This is a genomic window from Gramella sp. MAR_2010_147 (genome assembly GCF_900105135.1).
In the GTDB taxonomy this organism is placed as follows: Bacteria; Bacteroidota; Bacteroidia; order Flavobacteriales; family Flavobacteriaceae; genus Christiangramia.
Genome location: NZ_LT629741.1, coordinates 715,516 through 741,121 on the forward strand (window position 1 = coordinate 715,516; position 25,606 = coordinate 741,121).

Below are 25,606 nucleotides of genomic sequence, written 5' to 3' on the forward strand. Positions count from 1 at the left end.
TCTTGCTTTTTCTAAATTTAAACTATGATTTTAGAAGACTTTTATAAAGTTTCCAATACTTCCCTGGCGGGAGATGATGCCATTACAACCTTAAAAGTTAATAAGGATCATGAAATATATAAAGGTCACTTTCCTGGCAGGCCGGTAACTCCTGGAGTAGTGCTAATGCAGTTGTTTAAGGAGGAAGCTGAAAGAATCTTTGATAAGAAACTTCAACTGGTAAGAGCCGAAAATGTAAAATTTACAGCAGTTTTTGATCCTACTCATGACGCAGCGCTTATCCTTGAATCCAATTTAACCGAAACCGGAGAATTCATTAAACTTAAAGGAGTTGCAAAGAATAAGGATGGGATTGTGCTGAAGATTAGTTCTCTTTATAAAACCTGCTAATTCTACCTTTCTATTATGTTCCTCTCTGAATAAATAATACTTTTGCAGGAAAGTATTTTAGGGTGAAAAAAGAACCGGTTTTTCAGAAAAGATTTGAAGATCTTAACTGCTGTGTGATTGTACCAACCTACAATAACGCACAGTCCCTTGGTAGTTTTTTAGCCGACCTTAAGCTTTACACGAACAGGATCATCATTATAAACGATGGCTCTACTGATGATACTTCGGAAATCCTGAAATCACATCTGGAATTGCACCATATAGAGCATTTAGAAAACAAGGGGAAAGGCATGGCCCTTAAAACCGGGTTTCGATCTGCAGAAGATTTAAGCTATGATTATGCTATTACGATAGATTCTGACGGGCAGCATTATCCAGATGATCTCGACGTATTTCTTACTGAACTTGAATCCAGGCAACCAGGAGATCCTGAGGTTTTACTGGTTGGAGACAGGAATATGGGGCGTGATGGAATTCCCGGTAAAAGCAGCACAGGAAACAGATTTTCAAATTTCTGGTTTTTGGTCGTTACCGGAATAGAACTTCATGACACCCAAAGCGGGTACAGGTTATATCCCGTTCAACTCATCAACTCTCTGAAACTCATTACCTGGAAATTTGAGCTGGAAATTGAAGTTCTGGTAAAAGCCGCCTGGAGAAAAACAGAAGTAAAAAATATTCCAATTAAAGTACTTTACCAGGAAGGGGAAAGGGTATCCCATTTCAGACCATTTTGGGATATTGTGCGTATTGTTTTGCTTTATATGTGGTTTGTTTTAGTGAGCTTCTTTTACATTCACCCAAGAAATAAATACCAGGATTTCAAAAATAAAGGTTTCAAGAAATTCTGGAAGGAAGATATTATTAAGAGTCAGGAACCACCTCATAAAAAAGCAGCAGCGATCGCTTTAGGCATTTTTGTAGGAATTTCTCCGTTTTGGGGTTTGCATACCCTTCTGGTATTCACCCTGGCTGCGGTTTTCAAATTAAATAAGGTTATAGCCTTCTTATTCTCTAATATAAGCATACCCCCTTTTATTCCTATAATTATCTATGCCAGTTTCCAGTTTGGCTCTTTACTCACCGGAAAAGGTTTTGATTGGGACTTGAAACTTCAAAATTTTGATACCGGAACAGATGTTTTTATGGGCTTATGGCAATACATAATGGGGAGTATGGCTCTTGCGATTGTAATGGCTATAAGCCTGTGGATTGTATTTTATTTTCTATTTTCGATCTTTAACCAAAAGCAGGTGGTAAAACCTTAATGCAAAGAGCTTTTCTCAATATTTATAACTATTTGAAGAACCACAAGATTGTTGGTTTTTTAATCCTCTTATTATATATCCTGTTCATTTCCTTTTTTGCCTGGAACATCGATCTGGAAGAAGATATAACAAAACTGATTCCTGCAGGTGAAGAACAGGAATTGCTGAAAAAGGTTTTAAAAGAATCAGATTTTTCAGATAAGCTTATCGTAAGTATTTCTGCAGAGTCTGAAGAAGTCACTCCAGATTCTTTAGTAATCTACGCAAATAAGTTGACCAAGATTCTCGAAAATGACTATTCAGAATATATAGTTGAAATTAAAGGGAAAGTCCCGGATAAGGATATTAAACAGATCTATAATTTCGTTTATGAGAATCTGCCGATTTTTCTAGATGAAGATGATTATTTAGAGATTGAAAACAGACTTTATCGAGATAGTGTAGATGATCGAATTGCATCTGGCTACCGGCAGTTAATGTCGCCCACAGGCTTTGTTACCAAGGACTATTTTTTAAGTGACCCTCTTAGCTTTACAAGTTTAGGTCTTGAAAAACTTCAGGAATTACAGGTGGGTGATAACTTCAGTATTTATAAGAATTACCTAGTTACCAAAGACAGGCAGCATATCATTTTGTTCTTAGATCCGGTTTTTCCCGCTTCTGAAACGAATAAAAATGAAATGTTCATGGATTCCCTGGAAGAAACAGTAAATACCCTTAATAAGGATTTTGTCTCTATAAATGCCACTTATTTTGGAGGGGTGCTTTATTCTCTGGCGAATGCCAATCGTATTAAAACAGACATTCGAATAACGATGAGTATTGCAATAAGCTTGCTTTTATTGCTACTCGTTTTTTTCTACAGAAAAATATATGTACCGCTTTTGTTGTTCTTACCGAGTGTCCTGGCGGGGGTTTCAGCTATTGCATTACTAAGTATTTTTAAAGGGAGTGTTTCTGCTATCTCATTAGGGATTGGTGCGATATTACTTGGTATCACACTGGATTATGCCCTGCATATTCTAACTCATTTCAGAAATAACAGGGATATAGCACACTTATATGGCGATATTACCAAACCCGTTTTGATGAGTAGTGCTACCACTGCGATTGCATTTCTATGTCTGATTTTTGTAAAAAGTGAAGCCTTAAATGATTTAGGGATTTTTGCCGCTATTAGCGTGTTGTTTTCTTCCATTTTCGCGTTGATAATAATTCCGTCGTTATATGCTCCGGGATCTGAAAAAACCCAAAGAACTACTTTTCTTGATATTATAGCTTCGATAGATTATTCCAGGGTTAAGTCTTTACTGGTAGCGCTAATGGTCATCTTCGTGATCTCACTTTTCTTTTTTAATAAAGTTGAGTTTAATAGTGACCTCTCCAAATTAAATTATCAGCCCACAGAGATCAAGGAGCTTGAAAATAAGCTGGAAGGTCTTGCCGGAACATCTGGAAAAAATGTTTATATGGTGGCTTACGGTAATTCTATAGACGAAGCGTTGCAACAAAATAGCAGGCTATATCATAAACTCAAGGAGTTAGAAAATGACGGAGTAATAAATAATTTTAGCAGTATTGGCGGAGTGATACATTCTACAACGACCCAGGCTGAAAAGATTGAAAAATGGGATTCTTTCTGGTCCGTTTCAAAAAGGGATAGCTTGAGACAAAAACTTTTAGAGATTTCTTCAGGATATAGCTTTAAACCTGAAACCTTCAGTAAATTCTATGATCAACTGGATACTAATTTTAAAACTATAGGCCTCAAAGATTTTAAAAATGCCGGTTCCCTTTATCTGGATGATTTTATTTCTGAAGGCCAGGAGCTCGCAATTGTTACAAGCACAATTAGCCTGGAAGAAGAAAAAGCTGATGCATTCGTTGCTAACTTTAAGGAGGAACCTGGAATCATTGCATTGGATCGTAAAGCGATGAATCAGAGTTTTTTGGGAAATCTGAGGGCAGATTTTAATAAACTGATTATGATATCGGTTTTGGCGGTTTTCATTGTACTACTTATTTCATATCGCAATCTTGAAATCAGCCTTTTTACCTTGCTGCCCATTGCCATCACGTGGGTGTGTGCGTTAGGGATCATGGCTATGCTGGAAATTGAATTCAATATCCTCAATATTATCATTTCTACTTTTATCTTCGGCTTAGGGTTGGATTATAGCATTTTTATCACCAACGCCTGCTTAAAAGAATATGAAACCGGAAAATCTGAGTTGAAAACCTATCAATCTTCAATCCTAATTTCAGTAATTACTACACTATTAGGGATGGGAGCACTAATATTTGCTCAGCACCCGGCACTAAAATCTGTTTCTGTAATTTCCATTATTGGAGTACTTACTGCAGTATCAGTCAGTTTTGTACTACAGCGAGGAATTTTCAGGAAATTGATTTTAAATAGAGCAGACAAGGGAAGAGCGCCGTTTTATCTAAAGAAGCTTAGTGATTTTAGAGGTAGAATTAGTCAGAGCAAAAGTGAAAAATTATATCAAAAAAGAGCGGTCCTGGATAATTACAGGTACAAATCTTCTTACCTACTGGTCAAGAAAAAATTTAGACTTCTAAGGGAAAAGAATCTGCGTGTAAGCAGGTATATTGAAAACGGTGAGAATATTACGGTTATCAATTCCGGTTACGGAATTTTAGCCTTGTTTCTTTCTTATAAATTTGAAAGTTCCAGGATCCATGCTTTTGAAACAGATGTACGTTCACTTAACATTGCAAAGAGTACCGGAAGAGCCAGAACAGCAGATATTCTGTTTTATAATAATCTGGCAGAAATCCCGGAAACTAAAGTGTATGTGATTCATGGGAATTTAGAAGAGGAAAAGGAGCTTAGAGATTTGATAAAACGAGGCGCTGAGAAGGTGATCTTTATAGACTCAGACCTTCCCAATAGATGGTTGCTGGATCTTAATTTTGAGATCGTTTACCGCCAGAATAATATCCTGGTGCTAAGAAAAACTGAATAAATGCAAATAAGGTTACTTTCTATATTGCTTTTGTTGATATTCTTTGCTTCCTGCGGAGTAAAAAGGTCTCTGCAGGAGAGACCTGATATTTCCGGTATTCAGTCTATAGGCACCGCACGAATTAAGCATAGTGAGAACTTCTATAGTTTAGGCAGGAATCAGCTTTTTAAGAATAAACAAGGAATTTGGGAACTTTACCTTGAAGGGGATGCCTTGGAAAGGGGAGTGGCTAACGGAAGTCTTACACGGGAGTTGATACACCACCAGGAAACTGCTTTTATGAATAAACTCCAGGAGTTGGTCCCTTCAGATAATTACAGAGGTTTTCTAAAATCTGTTGTTTCCTGGTTCAATCGAAAAATGTATTTACATGTTCCAGAAGAATACAAACAGGAAATTTACGGGGTTTCTCGTTACGGACTTGCACGCTATAACGATTTTGCCCCGGCTTATGTAAGGATGCTTTATTTTCATGGGGCGCACGATATTGGCCATGCTTTACAGGATCTAATGCTGGTAGGCTGCACTTCTTTTGCTGCCTGGGATTCTAAAACCAAAGATGGAGAATTATTAATAGGCAGGAACTTTGATTTTTATGCGGGTGATGAATTTGGAGAACAAAAGATCGCGGCTTTTGTGAATCCAGATACAGGAAATAAATTTATGATGTACACCTGGGGCGGAATGATTGGAGCAGTAAGCGGAATGAACGAAAAAGGGATCACCGTCACCATTAATGCCGGTAAATCTAAAATGCCTTTCATGGCAAAAACACCAATTAGCCTGGTAGCCAGGGAAATTTTACAATATGCATCCAGTACTACTGAAGCTATTCAAATTGCCAGAAAAAGGGAAGTCTTTGTTTCAGAATCTATTATGGTAGGAAGTGGCGATGAAAAAAAGGCAATTTTAATTGAAGTTTCACCATCTGATTTTGGAGTGTTTGAAGTTGAAAATTCTAATAAGTTAATTTGTAGCAATCATTTTCAAAGCGAGCCGTATTTGGAGGATATCCGAAATTTGAAAACCATTGAAGAAAGTCATTCAAAATACCGTTATGATAGAATGCAGCAATTGATTTCAAATACTGAAAAATTGGATCCGCAGAAAGCGGTCGCTATTTTAAGGAATATGAAGGGGCTTAATAATGAAAACTTAGGTTTAGGAAATGAAAAGGCGATCAATCAGCTACTGGCGCATCATGGTATTGTCTTTAGGCCTGAAGAAAGAAAAGTATGGGTTTCTTCAAATCCATATCAAATGGGAGAATTCGTTGCCTATGATCTGGATGAAGTTTTTACCAAATTTGATAACGGGTTGGTTTCAAGGTCTGTGGCGAGTGTTCAAAATAATATCCCGGCAAGTGAATTTCTAGAATCAGAATTATTTCGGGATTATGAAGAATTCAGAAAGCTGAAAATTGAAGTTGAAAATCAAATTTCACAGGATAAAAAAATTTCAGAAGAAATTACTCAAAAATTAATTCAGTTAAACCCTGACTTCTGGGAGGCTTGGTATTTGGCAGGGAAAATTTATTTTCAGAAAAGAGATTTTCGTAAAGCTATAATCCATTTTAAGCAGGCTAAAAAGCGTGTAGTTACCACACTTCCAAATATTGAAATGATCGATAAAATGATCAAAAAAAGTTACCGAAAATTATAATATGAACGATTTATATTTCCAGGATCTCAAAATTATCCAAACTAAACAATGGACATTGCTGAAAAAGCAACTGAAATATATTTCTGAAAATTCTCCTTATTATAGACAATTGTTTAAAGATCGTTCTATTGATATTTCTGCAATTAGTTCTTTTAAAGATCTTCAAAAATTACCTGTCACCACGAAAGAAGATCTTCAGCGACACAATTCAGAATTTATCGCGGTGCCAGAGGCCGATATTATTGATTTTGTGACCACTTCGGGTACTTTAGGAAGTCCGGTTAATTTTGCATTGAATGATGCCGATCTGGATCGTCTAGCTGAAAATGAATTTCGATCCTTTCAAATGGCAGGAGTAACTAAATCTGATAAAGTTCAGATCACTACTACGCTGGATAGAAGGTTTATGGCCGGGCTAGCTTACTTTCTTGGTTTAAGGAAACTCGGAGCCGGAATTATAAGAACTGGTAGCGGATTGCCGCAACTGCAATGGGAAAGTATTAACAGATTCATGCCGAATTACCTTGTGGCAGTACCCTCTTTTTTGCTTAAGTTGATCAAATATGCAGAGAAAAATAATATAGACTATAAAAATTCCTCTGTAAAAGCGGCTGTGTGTATCGGCGAGCCTTTAAGAGATCAGGACTTTAATTTGAATGCACTGGGCAAGAAGATCACCGAAAAGTGGAATATAGAATTATTTTCCACTTACGCATCTACCGAAATGTCTACAGCCTTTACTGAATGTGCTGAACATGAAGGTAATCACGTTCTTGCAGATCTAATTTATACAGAGATTCTTAATGAAAAGGGACAACAGGTGAAACCCGGAGAAGTTGGCGAATTAGTGGTCACCCCGCTTGGAACTCAAACCATGCCTTTATTGAGGTTTGCAACAGGCGATATGATGACCTTCAATGATTCAAATTGTAATTGCGGACGAAATACAACGAAATTAAGCGCTGTAATTGGCAGGAAACAGCAAAAGATCAAATTAAAAGGTACTAGTCTATACCCTCAGCATATCATTGAAGTATTGAATAATTATGATATAATTCAATCATATGTGATCGAAGCCAGCCTGGATGAATTCGGTAATGACAAGGTTCAAGTGAGGGTACCAGACACCTTTATCAGGATTAAGGAACTAAAGGATTATTTCAGATCACAGCTAAATGTAACTCCGGAAATTCAACCTACGAAAATCGAAAAAATTTCGTATTTAAAGTTTCCAGAAGGAAGCAGAAAACCTCAAATTTTCAGAGATTATAGATAACTATATTTTTTTACAGAAGATTACTATCTTCTCATCGTTCAGGTTTGTAGTAAAGAAGATATAATCATTACCGCCTTCCCTTATCTTGAACTTTTTTCGAATATTTTCAACAGAATCAGGGAAATTACGAGTAGTAATATTGGCTTTTTTAAACTTAAAGTATTGCTTTAAGTGAGATGCCTTATATTCCTTTATATCTTCGATTTTAAATTTTCTTCCTGGAAAATTTTTTAATTCTGACGAAGTATACAAATGAGAATGTTGATGAATTTTTTTTGTGTTGGTTTTAATACCCACCAGATTGAATAACCCACTTTTCATGATAGCCGCATTGGGTTCATATAGATAATTCTCAGGCAGACCAAATTCAATTGCCCGCTTTGATTCAGTAGTTACTTCAGGGAATTTCTGGATCTCATTCTTTTCAAAATTTATAGTTTTGATAATGGGATTCTCTGCATGATCTTTTTTTAAAACCCAGAGCAATTCTTTTACCTCATTTCTAACCGCGACTAAATGTACTTCGCGTACATGCTTTAATTCTTTGATTCCAGCAGTAATGTCTAAAATAGGGGAGCTTTTCAGTAGTAAATTCTCCGATCTTTCAAAGATGCTTTCCAGATTTTCAGGAATGTTTGGTTCACAATCATCAAATTTGAAAACTTTTCCTCCATGATCATCCCTTCGGGCAGGGTCTGCATACACCCAGTCAAACTTTTTTCCTGACTCTTTCAAAAATGAAAGTCCGTCGCCATTATGAACTGTGATATTTTCAGCATTCAGCGCTTTAAAATTATGCCGGGCAATTTCGGCAAGTGGCATATTGATTTCACAATAATCAAATTGTTCAAAATTCTTTGATAGAAAATAGGAATCTACTCCAAGACCGCCAGTGAGATCTATTCCGGTATTTCCCTGAATAATAGATGCTTTATATTTTGCTGTTATTTCAGAAGAGGTCTGTTCTAAGTTGAGTTTAGGAGGATAAAGAATATCGAGGTTTTGGTAGAACTCAGGAAGTTTCTTTTCAGCTATTCTCATGCCATTGATCTGGATGGCAATTTCCTGGATACTGACCCCTTGAAACGGACTTCCTTTTAAAATAAGGCCTGGTAGATCTTTCTTGCGATTCTCTCTGATGAATTTTGAAACTTCGGGATCAAGGATGGCCTTGTTCAACATACTACATGTCTCTGGTTAGCCTTTTCACGATCTTATATTCACTAAGTGATTCTTTAGCGATCACTTTTAAAGCCGTATAAAAAGGCACTGCTACCACCATTCCTGTAATTCCAAACATTAAACCGGCAATTAAAATAATAAGGAATATTTCCAGTGGATGTGATTTTACACTCGCCCCGAAAATCATAGGTTGGGAAATAAAGTTATCTATTAACTGGCAAATTCCATATCCCAGCATAACATAAATTAATCTTGGTAAAATAATACTGCTAAAATCTGCTCCCAGAAAACTGGATATTACAAATAAGGCCATTAAAATTCCCGCCAGTAAAGGCCCTAAATAAGGAACAAGGTTTAGAAATGCACAAATAAAGGCGATCGCGATTGGATTATTGATTTCAAAAACTGAAAGCAAAATGGTATAAAGAATAAACAATACGATTATTTGCATGGTTAATCCAACAAAATATCTGGATAACAATACTTTGATCTTGTTAAAAACTCGCTGGAACTTTTGTTCATCCCCGCGATTGGCAAAAACAAGAATACTATTCAGCATTAATTTACTGTCTTTCAGGAAAAAAAATGAAATAAACAGGATAGAAAAGACTGCTACCATTGTTGCGCCTAAGATTCCAAATACGTTATTTAAAAACTGTGGAATGAGACTAACATCGAAATTCCGTACAAACTCACTCCTCTTAAGTCCTTCAATGATATTGATCTCCTCGATACCGAGGTAGTTGTTAATTTGATCATTAAGGTCGTTTAAATCGCTTTTAAATGCCTCAATATCTATTTGTCCTAAATATTTACTTTGCTCAATTACAATTGGAACAAAGACAAAAATAACTCCGACAAAAATCGCTAGCACCAGTACCAGAACGGTAATAACGGCCAATTGATTGGGTAAACGTAATTTATTACGAAGAAAGATAACGATAGGCCTGCCAATCAGTGCGATAACTCCAGCTATAGCTACATAAATAATGACCGATTGGATTTCCCACAAAAAATAGAGTAGTAACACAATACCAATCATGATACCGGTAGCTCTTAATATCCCATTTGCAAAATCATGTGCTTTCACGCCGTAAATATATTATTTCTTAGCAAACTTGTTGAATGCTTTGGTGATTTCGTATAACGCGATTCCTATAGATTGTGCCACATTCATACTACTGTTTGCTCCATACATTTCAATATGATATAGTTCATCACAATGTTCTAGAGCCTCTTTGCTAATTCCATGACGTTCATTTCCAGCGATTAAAAGGATGTTCTCTTTGTCTTTTATACTGAAATGTTCAATTTTTTGACTTTTGGAAGTAATCTCTATTGCGATAGCTCTAAAGCCTTGATTTTTAAAATTTTTAATGCTTTGAGATGAATCCTCTAAAAATTCAAAGTTGACCGTTTTATGAGTATTTCTGGCAGTGCGTTTAAGCCTGTTACTTTCAATGTTGGGTTTACTTCCACAAAAGATTATTTTTTGAATTCCAAAAGCATCTGCCAGGCGGAAGGTACTGCCAAGGTTTGCTTCCCCTGTAATATTATCCAGTAAAAGAACGATTGGAAATTCTCTTTTTTGAAAAGACGTTTCGTGATGTGTAAGTTGATCAATCAATTTTCAAAGGCATATTTAATAATATTAGCACCCATTTTCAAGGCTTTCTGGCGTACCTCCTCGGGATCATTATGAACTTCGGGACTTTCCCACCCATCTCCAAGATCGCTTTCAAAAGTAAAGAGTAAAATGAGCCTGTCGTTTTCTATAATCCCAAATGCCTGTGGAGCAAGTGCATCGTGTTCATGGATTTTGGGAAGACCATTAGGAAAATTAAAAGCAGATGAAAAAATGGGATGGTTAGCAGGTAATTCTACAAAATCCTTCTCTGGAAACATCTTTTTAATTTCTTTTCTAACATATTCATTCATCCCATAATTATCATCGATGTGAAGAAAACCACCACTTAAAAGATAGTTTCTCAGATTTTCAATTTCATGGTCGCTGAATATTACATTTCCATGACCTGTCATATGTACCAATGGAAACTGAAAAATATCGGTGCTGCCCGGTTCTACGGTTTCCGGTTTCGCACTTATTTGAGTATTGATATTGGCATTGCAGAATTCTATCAGATTAGGCAAGGCTGTGGGATTGGAGTACCAGTCACCGCCACCACTATATTTTAAAACAGCGATTTCCTGAGCATTACTTAAGAAAGAAATGCTCAGTAGAAAGATGAATATGGAGATTTTCAATTTTGGCATTTTATAATTTCTGATTGGTAATTGCAACAGTATGGCATGCAACTATTGCCGCAGTCTCTGTGCGCAACCTACTGTCACCCAAGCTTATTGCCACCCAGTTATTTTTCAGTGCCGCTAAAATTTCCTTTTTGCTGAAATCACCTTCCGGTCCAATTAAAATATTAATATTTTCTTCAGGTTTCACTTTAGACTGAAGATAGGCTTTTCCCGTTTCTTCTTCACAGTGAGCAATATATTTTGAACCTATAATTTTTTCACCAATAAAATCTGAAAAACTTACAGGCTCGTTCAAAATTGGCATTTGATAATGTAAAGATTGTTTCATGGCACTTTGGAGAACGCGTTCAAAACGATTCAATTTTACGACTTTCCGTTCGCTGTGATCGCAAATAACAGGCGTGATCTCATGTACCCCAATTTCCATTGCCTTTTCCAGAAACCACTCAAACCTGTCATTCATTTTTGTAGGGGCTACAATCATGTGAAGATAGTAGGGTGGAGGCGGTTGTTTTTCTACTGAAATAATTTTTGCAAGACATTGTTTTATATCTGCCTTTATAATCTCTGCATCGAATAACAAGCCATTTCCATTGGTGATATGTAAAATATCACCTTCTTTTTTCCGAAGCACCTTTACAATATGCTTGCTTTCGTCCCGCTGAAATATAATTTGCGTATCCTTTTCTTTGATATCAGGATTATAAAATAACTGCATATTAAAACTTATATCTGGATTGTGCGGTTACAGAAAAATCTGCGAAATCTTTTTTAAGATATTTATGATAGCCTACAATTCCAATCATGGCCGCATTGTCTGTAGTATATTCAAATTTTGGGATATGGCATGTCCACCCCCATCTTTTTTCAGCATCTTTCAAGGCTTGTCTAATACCGCTATTAGCTGAAACCCCACCGCCTATGGCAACTCGATTTATTCCGGTCTCTTTAACGGCTTTTTTTAACTTATCCATTAGAATTCCTATGATGGTATATTGAATAGAGGCACATATATCCTTGAGATTTTTTTCTACGAAATCAGGATCATTCCTTGTTTCTCTTTGAACAAAATAAAGAACCGCAGTTTTAAATCCGCTAAAACTAAAATTCAATCCGTCCACTTTAGGTTTTGGGAATTTAAAAGTCTTTGGATTGCCTTCCCGGGCATAGTTATCTATTAAAGGTCCACCGGGGTAAGGAAGACCTAATATTTTTGCGCTTTTATCAAAAGCCTCACCTACAGCGTCATCTATAGTTTCCCCAATTACTTTCATCTCAAAATAATCTGTCACCATGACGATTTGGGTATGACCACCGCTAATGGTCATTGCTAAAAAAGGAAACTGTGGTTTGTCAAAACCATCTTCTTCTATAAAGTGAGCAAGAATATGGGCTTGCATATGATTTACTTCAATAAGCGGAATATTTAATCCCATGGAAAGTGACTTGGCAAAAGAAGTTCCAACCAGAAGAGATCCCATTAATCCGGGGCCCCTGGTAAAGGCGATTGCAGAAACATCTTTTTTATCGATATTTGCCTTTGCCAATGCCTGATGGATCACAGGAACAATGTTTTGCTGGTGTGCCCTGGAGGCCAGTTCAGGAACTACTCCTCCATATTGTTTGTGAACTTCCTGGGTAGCAACAATATTAGACAGTATTTTTCCGTTGCAAAGTACAGCAGCAGCTGTATCGTCACAGGAAGATTCAATAGCAAGAATGTTTATTTTTTGATCTGGCATCAGAAATTATTGGACTTAGAAGTTGTAAATTTGTAGCAAAGTTAAAACATAATAACGTATCAAAAAATTCTTGAAAATACTAACTAAAACGATGGTAGCCCTCGTTTTGTTATTCATTATTTTATTGATAGTATTTTCTATTCCTGCAGTGCAAACATCTGTGGCTAAAAGGCTTACCGATTCCGTTCGTGAAAAAAATGATGTAAACCTTTCTATTGGCCGCGTTTCTCTTGGCTATTTCGGGGATATAAAACTCAATGATATCTATGTGGAAGATCATCATGCCGACACGTTATTAACTGCAAAAGAGATTAGGTCTTCTATACTTAGCTTCACCAATCTTATTAACAATTCTCCAAATTTAGGCGATACGCGTATTGATGGATTAAATATGGAAATGAAGCGATATAAGAATGAGGATAAAGATAACCTTGGAATTCTTATAGAAAAGCTGCGAAAAGAGCCAACTGGAAATTCCACTCACTTTGAACTTCATGCACAAAATGTTCAAATCCTTAATAGCAGGTATAGTTATATAGACGAGAACCTAGATAAACAAGATGTTCTTGTTGTAGATAATCTAAGTATTTATGCGAATGAATTAGAAATAGATGATGAGAATATAGATATTGATATTGGAAGTTTAAAGGGGTATGAACATCGCGGGATTGATATTGATAATCTTTCTACCCAGTTTCATTACGATCCTAATAAAATGAACCTGGTAGGCATGAAGCTTCAAACGCCGGCTTCATTAATAGATGCTGATCTTTATTTTAATTATGATCTTTCAGATTTTTCAGATTTTGAAAATCTCGTGCAGGTAGAAGCAGATTTCAGAGAAAGTATACTATCCAGTAATGATCTTCAGGCTTTTTATGACGGTTTTGGTGATGATCAATTATTGCAATTTGAAACAAAGCTCACCGGAACGCTAAATGATTTCAAACTTGATAATTTTAAATTGAAAGGGCTTGATAGGACTGAGATCTACGGAGACTTCCAGATCAAAGGTTCCTTTTCCAGGCAGCCTGATACTTTTAGTTTAGACGGAAGTTTTTCAGATTTCAATACGAATTATTATGACATGGTTAATTTTCTTCCCGGTGCGCTAAGAGGAAAATTACCTGAGTCCCTTCGGGATTTTGGCAATGTGAATTTAAAAGGGAATACGCTCGTGACCAATTCATCCCTGGATGCAGATGTGATCTTGAGCAGCCAGTTAGGCTCTGCAAATGCCAATTTTATTTTGCGTAATTATAATAGCTCTTCAGCTTCTACATACAAAGGGAAACTTATTTTTAAAGACTTCAATATTGGGAGGCTGTTAGATAATAACCAATTTGGCAAAACCAGTTTTAACCTGGATTTTGACGGAGGTGGATTTGCCCGTGAAGATCTTAACACTCAGCTAAAAGGAGCTATTTCAAGATTTACATATAATAATTATACCTACAAAAACATCAGGGTCATAGGGAATCTACGGAATCCTCTATTTAATGGATATTTCGTTTCTGATGATCCAAATCTTCAAATGGAATTTAATGGTCTTGCTGATGTTTCAGAAGATATTAATGTATATGACTTTGAAGCATCAGTTGAATATGCAGATTTGAACACCCTTAACTTTGTAAACAGGGATAGCATTTCGGTTTTTAAGGGAGATGTGATCATGAATATGAAGGGAACCAATATTGATAATGCTTTTGGTGATATCTTACTTTTAAATACGTCTTATAAAAATCAAAATGATCTCTATTATTTTGATGACCTTAGTGTTTCTTCAAGTTTTGAGGGTCCTGTTCGTACCATTACCATTAATTCTCCAGATGTTATTAATGGAGAGGTTAAGGGGGTTTTCAAGCTTAATGAAGTTGGAGCTCTTGTAGAAAATTCTATTGGTAGTATTTATACCAATTATAAAGCACAAACCATCACGACTAACCAGTATATGGAGTTTGATTTTGATATCTATAATCAGATCGTGGAAGTGTTTTATCCTGAGATTGAGCTTGCTCCCAATACGTTTATTCGTGGCAGGGTAGAGTCTGACGAATCTGAATTTAGATTGACATTTAAATCTCCTAGAATAGATATTTTTAACAATATGGTGGAAGAAATCAATCTGCAAGTTGATAATACCAATCCTATTTATAATACCTTTTTTGAAGCCGATAGTGTCGCTACTGATTTTTATAATTTTTCTGAATTCAGCTTTATTAACGTAACCCAGAGAGATACGCTTTTTATCCGTTCAGAATTTAAAGGAGGCGGGGGGAATGATGATGCATTTAATCTAAATTTATTCCATACCATTAACGAGAATAACAAATCTGTGGTGGGTATTCAACAGTCAGATTTTAAATTTAAAGACAAGATCTGGTTTTTGAATGAAGAGAATAATAGAAGTAATAAAATAGTGTTTGATAATAATTTCAGGGATCTTAAAATAGATTCCCTGGTAATGAGCCATCAAAATGAAGAAATACGCTTAAGTGGAGAGATGCGGGATTCTACCTATAAAAATTTCAAAATGAAATTCTCTAATGTAGATATTGGTAAAATCACTCCTGAAATTGATAGTCTCGACCTCGCCGGAACCTTAAACGGAGATCTGGATCTGCTGCAGGAAAAGGGTGCCTATTATCCAAATACCAATCTTAAAATAGATTCACTTCAGGTAAATGACACTTATATGGGGAATCTTCAAATGGATGTACAGGGGAATACAGATCTTACCAATTACTCGGTATATGCGGTCCTTCAGAAGAAAGGCTTAGAATCCCTCTCGGCAATTGGAGGAATTAACGTAAGTGGTAATGAACCTGCTATAGACCTGGAAGTAAACCTTAACAGGCTAAACATGTCCATTTTTACAGCCCTGGGAGCTGACGTGCTTACAGATATTAGAGGATTTGCTTCTGGAAGGGCATTTGTTACAGGGAACTATAAAAATCCCAATTTCTCCGGAAGTCTGAGACTAAATAAAGCGGGATTAAAGATCCCCTATTTAAATGTAGATATAGATTTTCAGGATGAAACCAGGGTAAATCTAACGAAACAGCAATTTGTATTTGATAATATAGATATTGTAGACACAAAATATAAAACTGCAGGAGTTCTGGATGGAACTATTTCTCACAGAAACTTTTCGGAATGGTTTCTCGATCTTTCGTTAAATTCAGATAGAATGCTGGTGCTGGATACAAAAGCAGATGAAGATGCATTGTATTATGGAACAGCATTTATTGATGGTGAGGCAACTATTAAAGGCCCTACAGATGAATTGGTTATTGATGTAAATGCAGCGACTGAAAGAGGCACGGTGTTTAAGATCCCTCTTAGCGATACCGAATCTGTGGGTGATAATTCTTTTATCAGGTTTTTAAGCCCCGAAGAAAAGGCTGCGAGACTAGCAGGAGAGGAGCTTGAATTGCCAGAGGTGAAGGGAATTGAAATGATCTTTGATCTTGATATCACCAACGACGCTGAAGTTGAAGTGGTAGTAGATAAAACCAGTGGAAGTACTTTGAGGGGAAGAGGTTCAGGAAATCTTTTACTGGAGATCAATACCAACGGAAAGTTTAATATGTGGGGTGACTTCATTGTTTATGAAGGTGTTTACAATTTTAAATATGCCGGTCTTGTTCAAAAAGTTTTTACGGTAGAATCTGGCGGTAGTATAAATTGGGACGGTGATCCTACAGATGCTCAATTAGATGTTAGTGCGGTTTATTCTTTAAACGCCAATCCCGCAGTATTATTAGAAAATCCATCCGTTAACCGTAAGATTCCTGTGGATGTTGTAATAAATCTTCAGGGTAAAATTGAACAACCAGACATTGGTTTCGAAATTGATTTTCCAAGTGCCAGCTCTACGGTGAAATCTGAGTTGCAATATAGAATTGATGATAGGGCAACTACGGAATTACAAGCCCTGTTTCTCGTTACCCAGGGAACTTTTTACAGTGAATTTGGTCTTCGGGGTGCAGCGATTTATGGCACTTTGGCTGAACGTGCTTCCAGTATAGTGAATGATATTTTTGCTAATGATGAAGGAAAATTTCAGGTAGGTGTAAATTACGTTCAGGGAGACCGTACCCCAGACCAGCAAACAGTAGATAGATTTGGTCTTACACTTTCTACTCAAATTTCAGATCGGGTAATTATAAATGGCCAGGTGGGAGTTCCTATTGGTGGAGTTACAGAGTCGGTCATTATTGGCGATCTTGAGATAGAATTCTTATTAAATGAAGATGGAACACTTCGGGCAAAGGTTTTCAACAGGGAAAATAATATACAGTTTATTGGAGAAGAAATAGGGTTCACCCAGGGAGTTGGACTTTCATATAAGGTAGATTTCGATACTTTTAAAGAACTTATAAGAAAGATTGCCAATACAGAAATAGCAGAATTAGATTCAGATCAGGAAAGAAAAGAGTCTGCTAAATCCCTCGCTCCAGATTATATCAATTTCCCTTCAGCAGACGAAAATTGAGATTTTTAATGTTTATTTAATCAGCGTTCTATTCTGTCCTGCTAACTTTGGAGTAAATAAAAAGGACATTAAAATCTAAAATTTAGTTTGTAGATTTAAAATTCAAATAAATTTTTATGGGTAAAAAAGTGAGAAGGATTGGAGTAATGACTTCTGGAGGAGATTCACCAGGAATGAATGCTGCAATTAGAGCCGTTGTAAGGACCTGTGCTTATTACCATACCGATTGTGTTGGTTTTTACAGAGGTTTTCAGGGAATGATCAATGGTGAGTCAATCAATCTGAATGCTAGAAGCGTTCGAAATATTGTAAATCAGGGCGGAACAATTTTGCAATCTGCCCGCTCAAAAGAATTTCTTACTCAAGAGGGGAGGGCCAAAGCTGCTAAAAACTTAAAAGAGGCTGATGTTGATGCTATGATCTTAATTGGAGGAGACGGTACTTTTCGTGGGGGCCAGGTTTTCAGTAAGGAGCACGGGATCCCCGTAATTGGAGTTCCGGGAACTATAGATAATGATATTTATGGGACTCATTATACTATTGGCTATGATACTGCGCTAAATACTGTTGTGGAAGCGATTGATAAAATTCGCGATACTGCCAGTTCTCATAACAGATTATTCTTTGTGGAGGTTATGGGACGTGATGCCGGTTTTATAGCCCTAAATAGCGGGATTGGTGCGGGAGCCGAAGAGATTCTTATTCCTGAGGAAGACTTAGGCCTGGAAAGACTTCTGGATTCGCTGGAAAGAAGTAGACGTGCAGGTAAAACATCTAGCATCGTAGTGGTTTCTGAAGGTGATAAGATTGGTAAAAATGTATTTGAGCTGGCAGAATATGTAAAAAAGAACCTTCCTTATTATGATGCCAGGGTAACTGTTCTGGGACATATTCAAAGAGGAGGGAGACCTAGTTGTTTTGATAGGGTACTTGCCAGTAGACTTTCTGTAAAAGCGGTGGAGTTGCTCTTAGATGGTAAAAAAGACCTGATGGTGGGAATGCTGAATAATGAAATGGAATCCTGTAGCCTGGATCAGGCATTAAAAGGAAAACACAATATCAATAAAGATCTATTGAGGATTTCTGAGATTTTATCTACTTAGATTAAAGATTCAGGCAATTTTCAATGTTGCTCCAATTGTTTTATAACTACTTGTACTGAACCAGGAAAAATAAATATAATAACAGATGAAAACGATAGCGATCATTGCCCATGATGGTAAAAAACCTGAAATGGTACAGTTCCTTAATGAAAATCGTGAGATATTACATTCTAAACAATTAAATATCATTGCTACGGGAACTACAGGTTCCAAGACAGAAGCTGCCGGCTATGAAGTAGAAAAATTACTTTCAGGTCCGCTGGGAGGTGATGCCCAAATTGCGGCAAGGATTGCTGAAGGCCTGGTTGATATGGTGATATTTTTCAGGGACCCTATGGATAAGCATCCACATGAACCAGATATTTTTATGCTCATGCGTTTGTGTGATGTGCATAATGTGCCCCTCGCAACGAATCCTGCAACTGCCAGTTTATTGATAAAAGGACTGAGTAATTAGAATTTCACTGCAATAGCACTTATTTCTACATTTACAAATTTTGGAAGATTCGCTACTTCCACCGTTTCTCTGGCCGGAGCATTTTCTGAATCAAAATAGCGGGAATAGACCTCATTAATCTTACCGAAGTTATTCATGTCACTTATGAAAATGGAAGTTTTTACCACATGTTCCAAAGTAAGTCCTGCTTCATTAAGAATGGCCTGTAAGTTTTCCAGAACCTGTACGGTTTCTTCTTCCAGATCATCGGTTTTTAGATCTCCGTTTTCAGGATCTATGGCGATTTGTCCCGAAACATACAAAGTATTTCCGGCAAATACCGCCTGATTATATGGCCCAATGGGTGCCGGGGCGTTTTTGGTTTGAATAATTCTTTTCATATTTCTGAATTAAGATTTGAATTGAATTTAAAAATTGCTCTCTACTTACTACAACCTTCTGTCTGGTGCACGTCTCTTGTCATATTTAATATCACTCAACACGCTGGATTTAATTCTTATTAGGAAATTCCATGATTTTCTATTTCCAAAAGGAACCCAGCTAAAACTCATTAACCAGCTATCAAGATCCCTTTGAAACCTAAGTTGCGTAGGGGTAACTCCATTGTTTACCAAATCATAACCAGAACTAATACCTACCTGCCATTTTGGAGCGAGTTCTACATTACCGTTGAACATAATGGAGTGGGCAGAGACTTCACTCTGCCTGGCATTATTTGAGTAATTCATGGAGTAAGCAAGTCTAACATCCCAGGGGATTGTGTAGTTGTACCAGGAGCTTTCATTTTCTTCTTCTTTCCCTTCAAAAGGATCTTCTTCAAATAGTTCCCCGTCTGGACCCATTCCCTTTCCAAAAAGATCATCAGGTCTGCCACCGTTTCTAAAGGTTTCGTTTTCCAACTCGTCAGTTTCCTCCTCTTCTCCACCTTCAAAATCCTTACTGCTAAAAGAGTATCCAAAATTCACACTACCATTGGTTAGTCTAAACAGACTGCCTCCATTTTCAATATTCAGTTTATCAATTCGTCTATTATTGTTATCGAGCGCATAGGCATCCAGGCTTCCTCCAAAATTGATGTCCAGTTTATTTTGAACAATTGGGATAGAACCCCGAATAGAAATAGGTGATAAATTTAAAGAGTCACCTGCAAGGTTGTACCTGGTACTTACGCTAAAATTATTTAAGAGCGTGATCTTTTTAGGTTCTGTCGCAGTACTATCTCTATCTCGCACTTTTGCTTCAAAGGTATTACTAAGACTTAATCCAATAGAACTCGAAAAAGTTCTTCCAGGAGCCCCATAAAGAGTGCCATCAAATCTTGAATAATCCACAAGCTCTATCTCATCTTCGGTTGTTAGATCATCTCTTTCATAGGTGTCGTAATATTGATCGAACGCTGGATTGATGTTGTAACTAACAGATGGACGCATTACATGTCGAATTGCCTGTATCTTTTTATCTTTTCCGAAGTTTTTTAAACCATAGACCGTTGTTCCTATACTCGCGTTAAAATTATAGGTTCTGTAGGAGTCAAAACCCCTAATAGTATCAATTACCACATCATCCAGAACCGGATCATAACTTCGTTCGAAAGTTTTGGAAACCCAGGTCTCTTCATAACTGGTTCCTGTGCTAACACTTAAAAATTTCAATATCTTGAAATTTGTAGAAAGAGGAATGGAGTGTTGAGCTCCCAGTCTCGCATTTCTAAACATTTCAGGTTTAAAAAATAAAGAATCGACCGTATTCATCTGGTTCTCGCCCCTTAAACTATACTGAAAATTTACATTCTCAATAATTCCATTTTTAGCACCTCCTTTTGAAGCAAAAGGATAGATCCTGTCCATACTTAGTTGAAGTGTAGGTAAACTGAGATTTACCTGGCCACTTTGTGTATTTTGAGAATGCCTTGCTGCCAGGCTTAAATTTACCTGGGGATCTCCGGGAAATGTTTTGCTATAAGAAACAGAAGAACTTAAGGTGTTTACCAGTTGATTTCCAATATTCGCCTGATTTATTGACTCCTGATAATATTCCTGGCTACCAAGGTTTACCGAAGCCGAAAACCTGGAAGTAGGATTGGCTTTGGCATCCTGGCTGTGAGACCACTGGATATTGTAACTGGAGCGTTCACTAAAATCGGGAAAACCACGTTCACTGTTAAATAACTTTTCATATCTCACACGTGCATTTCCACGATACTTATATCGCTTGGCGTAATTTGATGAAAACTCGAAAGTATAAGACCCATTTGTATAGTAACTACCCAAAGTAAGCAGGTCTACATAATCACTTATGGCAAAATAATATCCTCCGTTTTGTAAATTATAGCCAAACTGACTATCTCCAAAAGAGGGGATTATAAAGCCGGATGTTTCTTCATCTGTTAAAGGGAAATAGCCAAAAGGCAGACCTAATGGAGTTGGAACATCTGCGATATACATATTTACAAGCCCGGAAACGATCTTTTTATCCGGTACAAATTTTATTCTCCGGGCATAAAAGAAATAATCTGGATCATCAATATCATCTGAAGTGGTAAACCTAACATTCTTCATGAAGTAAACAGAATCGTTCTCACGTTTGGTGACCATCCCTTTCACGTTAAATTCAGATTCCTGGGTTCTTGAGTTATAGACTAAAGCTCTTTGAGAATCAAAATTGAACCTAATAGAGTCAGGTTCTACTTTTCTTTGCGCCTGGGTAAAAATTGGAGTTTGAGAATAAGTATCTGTAGAATCATTTATACCATATGCATATACTTCATTTTTTTCATTGTCTATAATGATCAAGCCAGCTTCAATGATCATATCTCCGTATACAATTTTAGCTTCATTATAGAGATACATTTTATTGGTTTTGGGACTCAGCCGCATATAATCCTTAGCGGTGTAGTTTACAATATCGGTAAGAAATTGAGGCTTTTTCACAGTATCTCTTGCAATAGTATCCTGTTGTTGCAGTTGCTGGGAGATTTCCTGAGGATTGATCGCAGGCGCTATCGAATCCTTTTCTGCTTCTACCGGAATAGAAGATGTTTCAACCTCCTGTGGGTATAAAACAAGGGAAAAGAACAGCGTGAAAACTAAGCAAAAAAGACTATTAGGGATATTTGTTTGCAATGCTTTAAGTGCTATTTTTGTACAGATTGGCTTGCTTTTTGCAAATTCAAAATTACATATATTTTTTTAGCTGAGTTTTGAGAGTGCAGCAAAAATATTAATTAAAATATTCACCCCACATTAGCGTTAGCTTTTTATGAGAACGAACTTACTTAAACTTTTCGTATTCACTTTTGTTTTATTCAGTGTTTCTAATTCGGTCTTTTCGGCAGAAGTACCACCAAATAAAGATGAATTTGTTGTGGTTCTGGATGCCGGTCATGGAGGTAAAGACCCTGGAAATATGGGGAATGGTTTTAAAGAGAAGGATATTGCGCTTAGTATTATTTTGAAAATAGGTAAAGCTCTTGAAAAATATGATGGGGTTAAGGTTGTATATACTCGAAAAACCGATGTCTTTGTAGAATTATTTGAAAGAGGAAGAATTGCGAATGAAGCCAATGCCGATCTTTTTGTTTCTGTACACTGTAATTCCCATAGCTCACAGGCTAAAGGAACCGAAACTTTCGTTCTAGGGTTAAATAGAAGTGATACTAATTTTGAAGTTGCTAAAAAGGAGAACTCTGTAATTTATCTTGAGGAAAATTATGAGGTGACCTATGAAGGTTTTGATCCAAATTCACCAGAATCTACGATAGGCTTAACCATCATGCAGGAAGAATATCTGGATCAAAGTATCTTACTGGCAGATATGGTTCAGAAGGAATTTACAAATGATCTTAAGAGGGTGAATCGTGGAGTGAAGCAAATGGGTTTAATTGTATTACATCAAACCTATATGCCGAGCGTTTTAGTAGAAACCGGTTTTTTAACCAATAACCAGGAAGGGCCTTATTTAGATAGTAATAAAGGTCAGGAAGATATGGCAAGGGCTATTACTGCTGCAATTGTAGAATACAGTCACACCATAAACCTTGGTCTTTTAGAGAAAATTGCTAAAAGCCATCCGGTAGATCATACTAAAACAGAAAGCAAACCTGCTACTCAGCAAATTTATGATAATGTGGTTTTTAGAGTTCAGTTAGCTGCAGGCTCCAAAAAGTTAGATCCAAAACCATATAATTTTAAGGGGTTAAGTGGTATTGACCGGAGTAAAGAGGGAAAATTGTTTAAGTATTATTACGGTAAAACCTCAGATTATTTAAAAATTCAACAGCTTCACCAGGATGCTATAAAGAAAGGATATACAACAAGTTATATTGTAGCCTTTAAGGATGAGCAAAAAATAACGGTTAATGACGCGTTAAAATCTAGGCTTAAATAGAACGGCTTTTCTATTTTTATTTCTAAATTTGTGCGTATTCACTAAAAAAATTGCTTTTGAAATATTCCAGAGAGGTCAAAACTGCCTTACTAGCTATCACTGCTATAGTGATCTTAATTTTTGGTTATAGTTTTTTGAAGGGAGAGAATCTACTGGATAACAGTCGAACTTTCTATGCGGTATATGATGATGTAGAAGGTTTATCTCCATCTTCAGAGGTAACAATTAACGGGCTTAAGGTTGGACAGATCACCAGTATCGATTTCCTTAACACCTCTGGAGACCTGTTAGTAACCTTTACCGTAAAAAATGACTTTCAGTTTTCGAAAAATAGCCAGGCCCAGATTTATGGGGGAGGCATTATTGGTGGTAAATCTCTAGCTATTGTCCCGGAATATAATGCAAATATGGGGATGGCGAAATCTGGAGACACGCTTAATGGCTCCAAGGAAGAAGGAATCATGGAGCTTGTGAATGACAGACTAACTCCTCTTCAAAATAAATTAGAAGGAACCATAGTAAGTGCAGACTCCATGCTTACGGCAATCACTGAAATTTTAGATGATTCTACCCGAAATAATATAAGAGGAACTTTCAGAAATCTTGACGCAACCGTATCTTCATTTAGAGTTACCGCAGATGAATTACAGGGTATTGTAAAAGGAAATTCTGAAAAACTGGATAGAACATTTACTAATCTTGATGAGATGTCTACGAACTTTAATAAGTTTTCAGATACACTTACAAATATGAACATTAATAAGATCACCGGAGACCTTGAAAAGGTGATAGCCGATTTTGAAGGGATTTCAAACAAGCTGAATAATGGTGAAGGGACCGCGGCAAAACTTATTAATGATGATGCTGTTTATAACAATCTTGACAGGGCGACCAAACAACTGGAGCAATTGCTACAGGATATAAAATTGAATCCTAAACGTTATGTTCATTTTTCAGTATTTGGTAAAAACCCGGGGCCATATGACGAGCCGAATGATTCTTTAAAATAACCAACCATGCAAATTGTTGCGCAGATCCTTTTTGTAATTGCCCTGGTGGCAGGAATTGGCTTTTTTGCCAGAAATATTAAAAGAGTAATTAGAAACGTAAAACTTGGTAAAGAAGTAGACCGTTCTGATAATTCTGGGAAAAGATTCGCCAAAATGGCGAGAATAGCCATGGGTCAAAGCAAGATGGTAAAAAGACCTATCGCAGGTTTTCTTCATATTATTGTATATGTTGGTTTTATTATTATAAACATTGAAGTTCTGGAGATTATTATAGATGGGATTTTTGGAACCCACCGTATTTTCTCTTTCATGGGTGGTTTTTACGATGTTCTTATCGCAAGTTTCGAAATACTCGCACTTTTAGTATTTGTAGGGGTAGTGATCTTCTGGATTCGACGAAACATTACTCATATTCGAAGATTTTTAGCTAGAGAATTAAAAGGCTGGCCAAAAAATGATGCCAATTATATTCTTTATTTTGAAATGGTGTTAATGGTGTTGTTTCTTTTGATGAATGCGGCAGATTATCAATTACAATTGAATGGCGCAGATCATTATGCTTCTGAAGCTGGAATCCTGGGAAGCTTTCCTGTAAGTCAGTTCCTTTTACCATTCTTAGATGGTTTAAGTAATGCTACGTTAATAATCATTGAAAGAACTGCCTGGTGGTTGCATATCCTGGGGATTTTATTTTTCCTCAATTATTTATACTATTCTAAACACCTTCATATACTTCTTGCTTTTCCTAATGTGTATTTATCAAAATTAACTCCGCAGGGAGAATTTGATAATTTGGAATCTGTTAAGAAAGAAGTTGAATTAATGATGGATCCAAATGCCGATCCTTTTGCCGCTCCTGCTGAAGGGGAAGATGAAGGAGAACCGGATAAATTTGGAGCTTCAGATATTTTTGACCTTAATCAGGTTCAATTATTAAACTCTTACACTTGTACCGAATGTGGGCGATGTACCTCAGAATGTCCCGCAAATCAAACAGGGAAAAAGTTATCTCCCAGAAAGATCATGATGGATACCCGTGACAGGGTAGAGGAGGTTGGAGAAATCATTAACAAAAATGGAAAATTTGAAGATGACGGTAAGAAATTACTGGATGATTATATTTTGAGAGAAGAACTTTGGGCATGTACTACCTGTAATGCATGTGTAGAAGCTTGCCCTATAGGAATTGATCCGCTTTCAATCATTCTGGATATGAGAAGATATTTAGTGATGGAAGAAAGTGCCGCTCCAAATGAACTGGCGATTGCGATGACCAATATTGAAAATAATGGAGCGCCATGGCCTTATAATCAAATGGATCGTTTAAAGTGGGCAGAAGAGAAATAATTTAAGAAACTAAGAATAAAGATC

General features: G+C 36.7%; 19 protein-coding genes. 11 read left to right on the forward strand and 8 right to left on the reverse strand.

Annotated elements, in window-relative coordinates; genetic code table 11:
- Positions 1-24: 24 nt before the first annotated feature.
- From BLT95_RS03135 to BLT95_RS03155, 5 genes are all read left to right on the forward strand, one after another.
- The gene (locus BLT95_RS03135) at positions 25-390 is read left to right on the forward strand and encodes a hydroxymyristoyl-ACP dehydratase (RefSeq protein WP_089664674.1); all 366 of its coding nucleotides are present in this window, start codon (positions 25-27) and stop codon (positions 388-390) included.
- Between the two features lie 62 nt (positions 391-452).
- Positions 453-1,658 carry a DUF2062 domain-containing protein gene (locus BLT95_RS03140; RefSeq protein WP_089664675.1) on the forward strand — a complete coding sequence of 402 codons (1,206 nt, stop codon included), beginning with the start codon at positions 453-455 and terminating at the stop codon, positions 1,656-1,658.
- Positions 1,658-4,648 carry an MMPL family transporter gene (locus tag BLT95_RS03145; RefSeq protein WP_089664678.1) on the forward strand — a complete coding sequence of 997 codons (2,991 nt, stop codon included), beginning with the start codon at positions 1,658-1,660 and terminating at the stop codon, positions 4,646-4,648. The genes BLT95_RS03140 and BLT95_RS03145 overlap by 1 nt, the downstream gene beginning before the upstream one ends.
- Positions 4,649-6,310: a C45 family autoproteolytic acyltransferase/hydolase gene (locus BLT95_RS03150; protein WP_089664680.1), complete on the forward strand. Its 1,662-nt coding sequence runs from the start codon at positions 4,649-4,651 to the stop codon at positions 6,308-6,310. It abuts the gene before it with no gap.
- 1 nt (position 6,311) lies between these two features.
- Positions 6,312-7,586 (forward strand): AMP-binding protein, encoded by a 1,275-nt coding sequence (locus tag BLT95_RS03155; protein ID WP_089664682.1) that lies wholly within the window; start codon positions 6,312-6,314, stop codon positions 7,584-7,586.
- On the opposite strand, the gene BLT95_RS03160 is transcribed toward BLT95_RS03155, so the two are convergent.
- The 6 genes from BLT95_RS03160 to tsaD are packed head-to-tail and all read right to left on the reverse strand — an operon-like array spanning position 7,587 to position 12,781.
- Positions 7,587-8,768, reverse strand: coding sequence for a class I SAM-dependent methyltransferase (locus BLT95_RS03160; RefSeq protein ID WP_089664684.1), 1,182 nt, complete (start codon positions 8,766-8,768; stop codon positions 7,587-7,589). It abuts the gene before it with no gap.
- 1 nt (position 8,769) lies between these two features.
- Complete coding sequence (locus tag BLT95_RS03165; RefSeq protein WP_089664686.1) at positions 8,770-9,858, reverse strand: AI-2E family transporter; 1,089 nt, start codon at positions 9,856-9,858, stop codon at positions 8,770-8,772.
- Between the two features lie 12 nt (positions 9,859-9,870).
- A complete protein-coding gene (locus tag BLT95_RS03170) occupies positions 9,871-10,395 on the reverse strand; it encodes a TrmH family RNA methyltransferase (protein WP_089664687.1) in 525 nt (174 codons plus the stop codon).
- On the reverse strand, positions 10,392-11,042 hold the full coding sequence (locus BLT95_RS03175) for a DUF4159 domain-containing protein (RefSeq protein ID WP_089664689.1): 651 nt from the start codon (positions 11,040-11,042) through the stop codon (positions 10,392-10,394). Before BLT95_RS03175 ends, BLT95_RS03170 begins: the two co-directional genes overlap by 4 nt.
- Before the next feature lies 1 nt (position 11,043).
- Positions 11,044-11,757 (reverse strand): 16S rRNA (uracil(1498)-N(3))-methyltransferase, encoded by a 714-nt coding sequence (locus tag BLT95_RS03180; protein ID WP_089664692.1) that lies wholly within the window; start codon positions 11,755-11,757, stop codon positions 11,044-11,046.
- 1 nt (position 11,758) lies between these two features.
- The gene (gene tsaD / locus BLT95_RS03185) at positions 11,759-12,781 is read right to left on the reverse strand and encodes a tRNA (adenosine(37)-N6)-threonylcarbamoyltransferase complex transferase subunit TsaD (RefSeq protein WP_089664694.1); all 1,023 of its coding nucleotides are present in this window, start codon (positions 12,779-12,781) and stop codon (positions 11,759-11,761) included.
- A 70-nt stretch (positions 12,782-12,851) separates the two neighbouring features.
- Here tsaD and BLT95_RS03190 point away from each other — a divergent pair, with 70 nt between their 5' ends.
- The 3 genes from BLT95_RS03190 (at position 12,852) to BLT95_RS03200 (ending at position 18,839) form a co-directional block, all read left to right on the forward strand.
- Positions 12,852-17,279, forward strand: coding sequence for a translocation/assembly module TamB domain-containing protein (locus tag BLT95_RS03190; RefSeq protein WP_231896402.1), 4,428 nt, complete (start codon positions 12,852-12,854; stop codon positions 17,277-17,279).
- A gap of 116 nt (positions 17,280-17,395) precedes the next feature.
- Positions 17,396-18,382 (forward strand): 6-phosphofructokinase, encoded by a 987-nt coding sequence (gene pfkA, locus BLT95_RS03195; protein WP_089664695.1) that lies wholly within the window; start codon positions 17,396-17,398, stop codon positions 18,380-18,382.
- 85 nt (positions 18,383-18,467) lie between these two features.
- Complete coding sequence (locus tag BLT95_RS03200; RefSeq protein ID WP_089664697.1) at positions 18,468-18,839, forward strand: methylglyoxal synthase; 372 nt, start codon at positions 18,468-18,470, stop codon at positions 18,837-18,839.
- Here the strand turns inward: BLT95_RS03200 and BLT95_RS03205 are convergent.
- A complete protein-coding gene (locus BLT95_RS03205) occupies positions 18,836-19,219 on the reverse strand; it encodes a RidA family protein (protein WP_089664699.1) in 384 nt (127 codons plus the stop codon). The two genes, BLT95_RS03200 and BLT95_RS03205, sit on opposite strands and share 4 nt — an antisense overlap.
- 48 nt (positions 19,220-19,267) lie before the next feature.
- The gene (locus BLT95_RS03210) at positions 19,268-21,961 is read right to left on the reverse strand and encodes a putative LPS assembly protein LptD (RefSeq protein ID WP_089664701.1); all 2,694 of its coding nucleotides are present in this window, start codon (positions 21,959-21,961) and stop codon (positions 19,268-19,270) included.
- A 136-nt stretch (positions 21,962-22,097) separates the two neighbouring features.
- Here BLT95_RS03210 and BLT95_RS03215 point away from each other — a divergent pair, with 136 nt between their 5' ends.
- Genes BLT95_RS03215 through BLT95_RS03225 form a run of 3 tightly spaced genes read left to right on the forward strand, consistent with a single transcriptional unit; the run spans position 22,098 to position 25,582 of the window.
- The gene (locus BLT95_RS03215; protein WP_089664704.1) at positions 22,098-23,225 is read left to right on the forward strand and encodes an N-acetylmuramoyl-L-alanine amidase; all 1,128 of its coding nucleotides are present in this window, start codon (positions 22,098-22,100) and stop codon (positions 23,223-23,225) included.
- A gap of 56 nt (positions 23,226-23,281) precedes the next feature.
- Positions 23,282-24,235 carry an MlaD family protein gene (locus tag BLT95_RS03220; RefSeq protein ID WP_172822562.1) on the forward strand — a complete coding sequence of 318 codons (954 nt, stop codon included), beginning with the start codon at positions 23,282-23,284 and terminating at the stop codon, positions 24,233-24,235.
- 6 nt (positions 24,236-24,241) lie between these two features.
- Positions 24,242-25,582, forward strand: a complete 1,341-nt coding sequence (locus tag BLT95_RS03225; RefSeq protein ID WP_089664708.1) for a (Fe-S)-binding protein — start codon at positions 24,242-24,244, stop codon at positions 25,580-25,582.
- Positions 25,583-25,606 lie beyond the last annotated feature (24 nt).

Coding starts and splice junctions, on each gene's coding strand:
- pfkA (WP_089664695.1), top strand. CDS start 17,396: ATGGGTAAAAAAGTGAGAAGGATTGGAGTAATGACTTCTGGAGGAGAT.
- BLT95_RS03200 (WP_089664697.1), top strand. CDS start 18,468: ATGAAAACGATAGCGATCATTGCCCATGATGGTAAAAAACCTGAAATG.
- BLT95_RS03145 (WP_089664678.1), top strand. CDS start 1,658: ATGCAAAGAGCTTTTCTCAATATTTATAACTATTTGAAGAACCACAAG.
- BLT95_RS03205 (WP_089664699.1), bottom strand. CDS start 19,219: ATGAAAAGAATTATTCAAACCAAAAACGCCCCGGCACCCATTGGGCCA.
- BLT95_RS03150 (WP_089664680.1), top strand. CDS start 4,649: ATGCAAATAAGGTTACTTTCTATATTGCTTTTGTTGATATTCTTTGCT.
- BLT95_RS03155 (WP_089664682.1), top strand. CDS start 6,312: ATGAACGATTTATATTTCCAGGATCTCAAAATTATCCAAACTAAACAA.
- BLT95_RS03175 (WP_089664689.1), bottom strand. CDS start 11,042: ATGCCAAAATTGAAAATCTCCATATTCATCTTTCTACTGAGCATTTCT.
- BLT95_RS03225 (WP_089664708.1), top strand. CDS start 24,242: ATGCAAATTGTTGCGCAGATCCTTTTTGTAATTGCCCTGGTGGCAGGA.
- BLT95_RS03160 (WP_089664684.1), bottom strand. CDS start 8,768: ATGTTGAACAAGGCCATCCTTGATCCCGAAGTTTCAAAATTCATCAGA.
- BLT95_RS03180 (WP_089664692.1), bottom strand. CDS start 11,757: ATGCAGTTATTTTATAATCCTGATATCAAAGAAAAGGATACGCAAATT.
- BLT95_RS03135 (WP_089664674.1), top strand. CDS start 25: ATGATTTTAGAAGACTTTTATAAAGTTTCCAATACTTCCCTGGCGGGA.
- BLT95_RS03215 (WP_089664704.1), top strand. CDS start 22,098: ATGAGAACGAACTTACTTAAACTTTTCGTATTCACTTTTGTTTTATTC.
- tsaD (WP_089664694.1), bottom strand. CDS start 12,781: ATGCCAGATCAAAAAATAAACATTCTTGCTATTGAATCTTCCTGTGAC.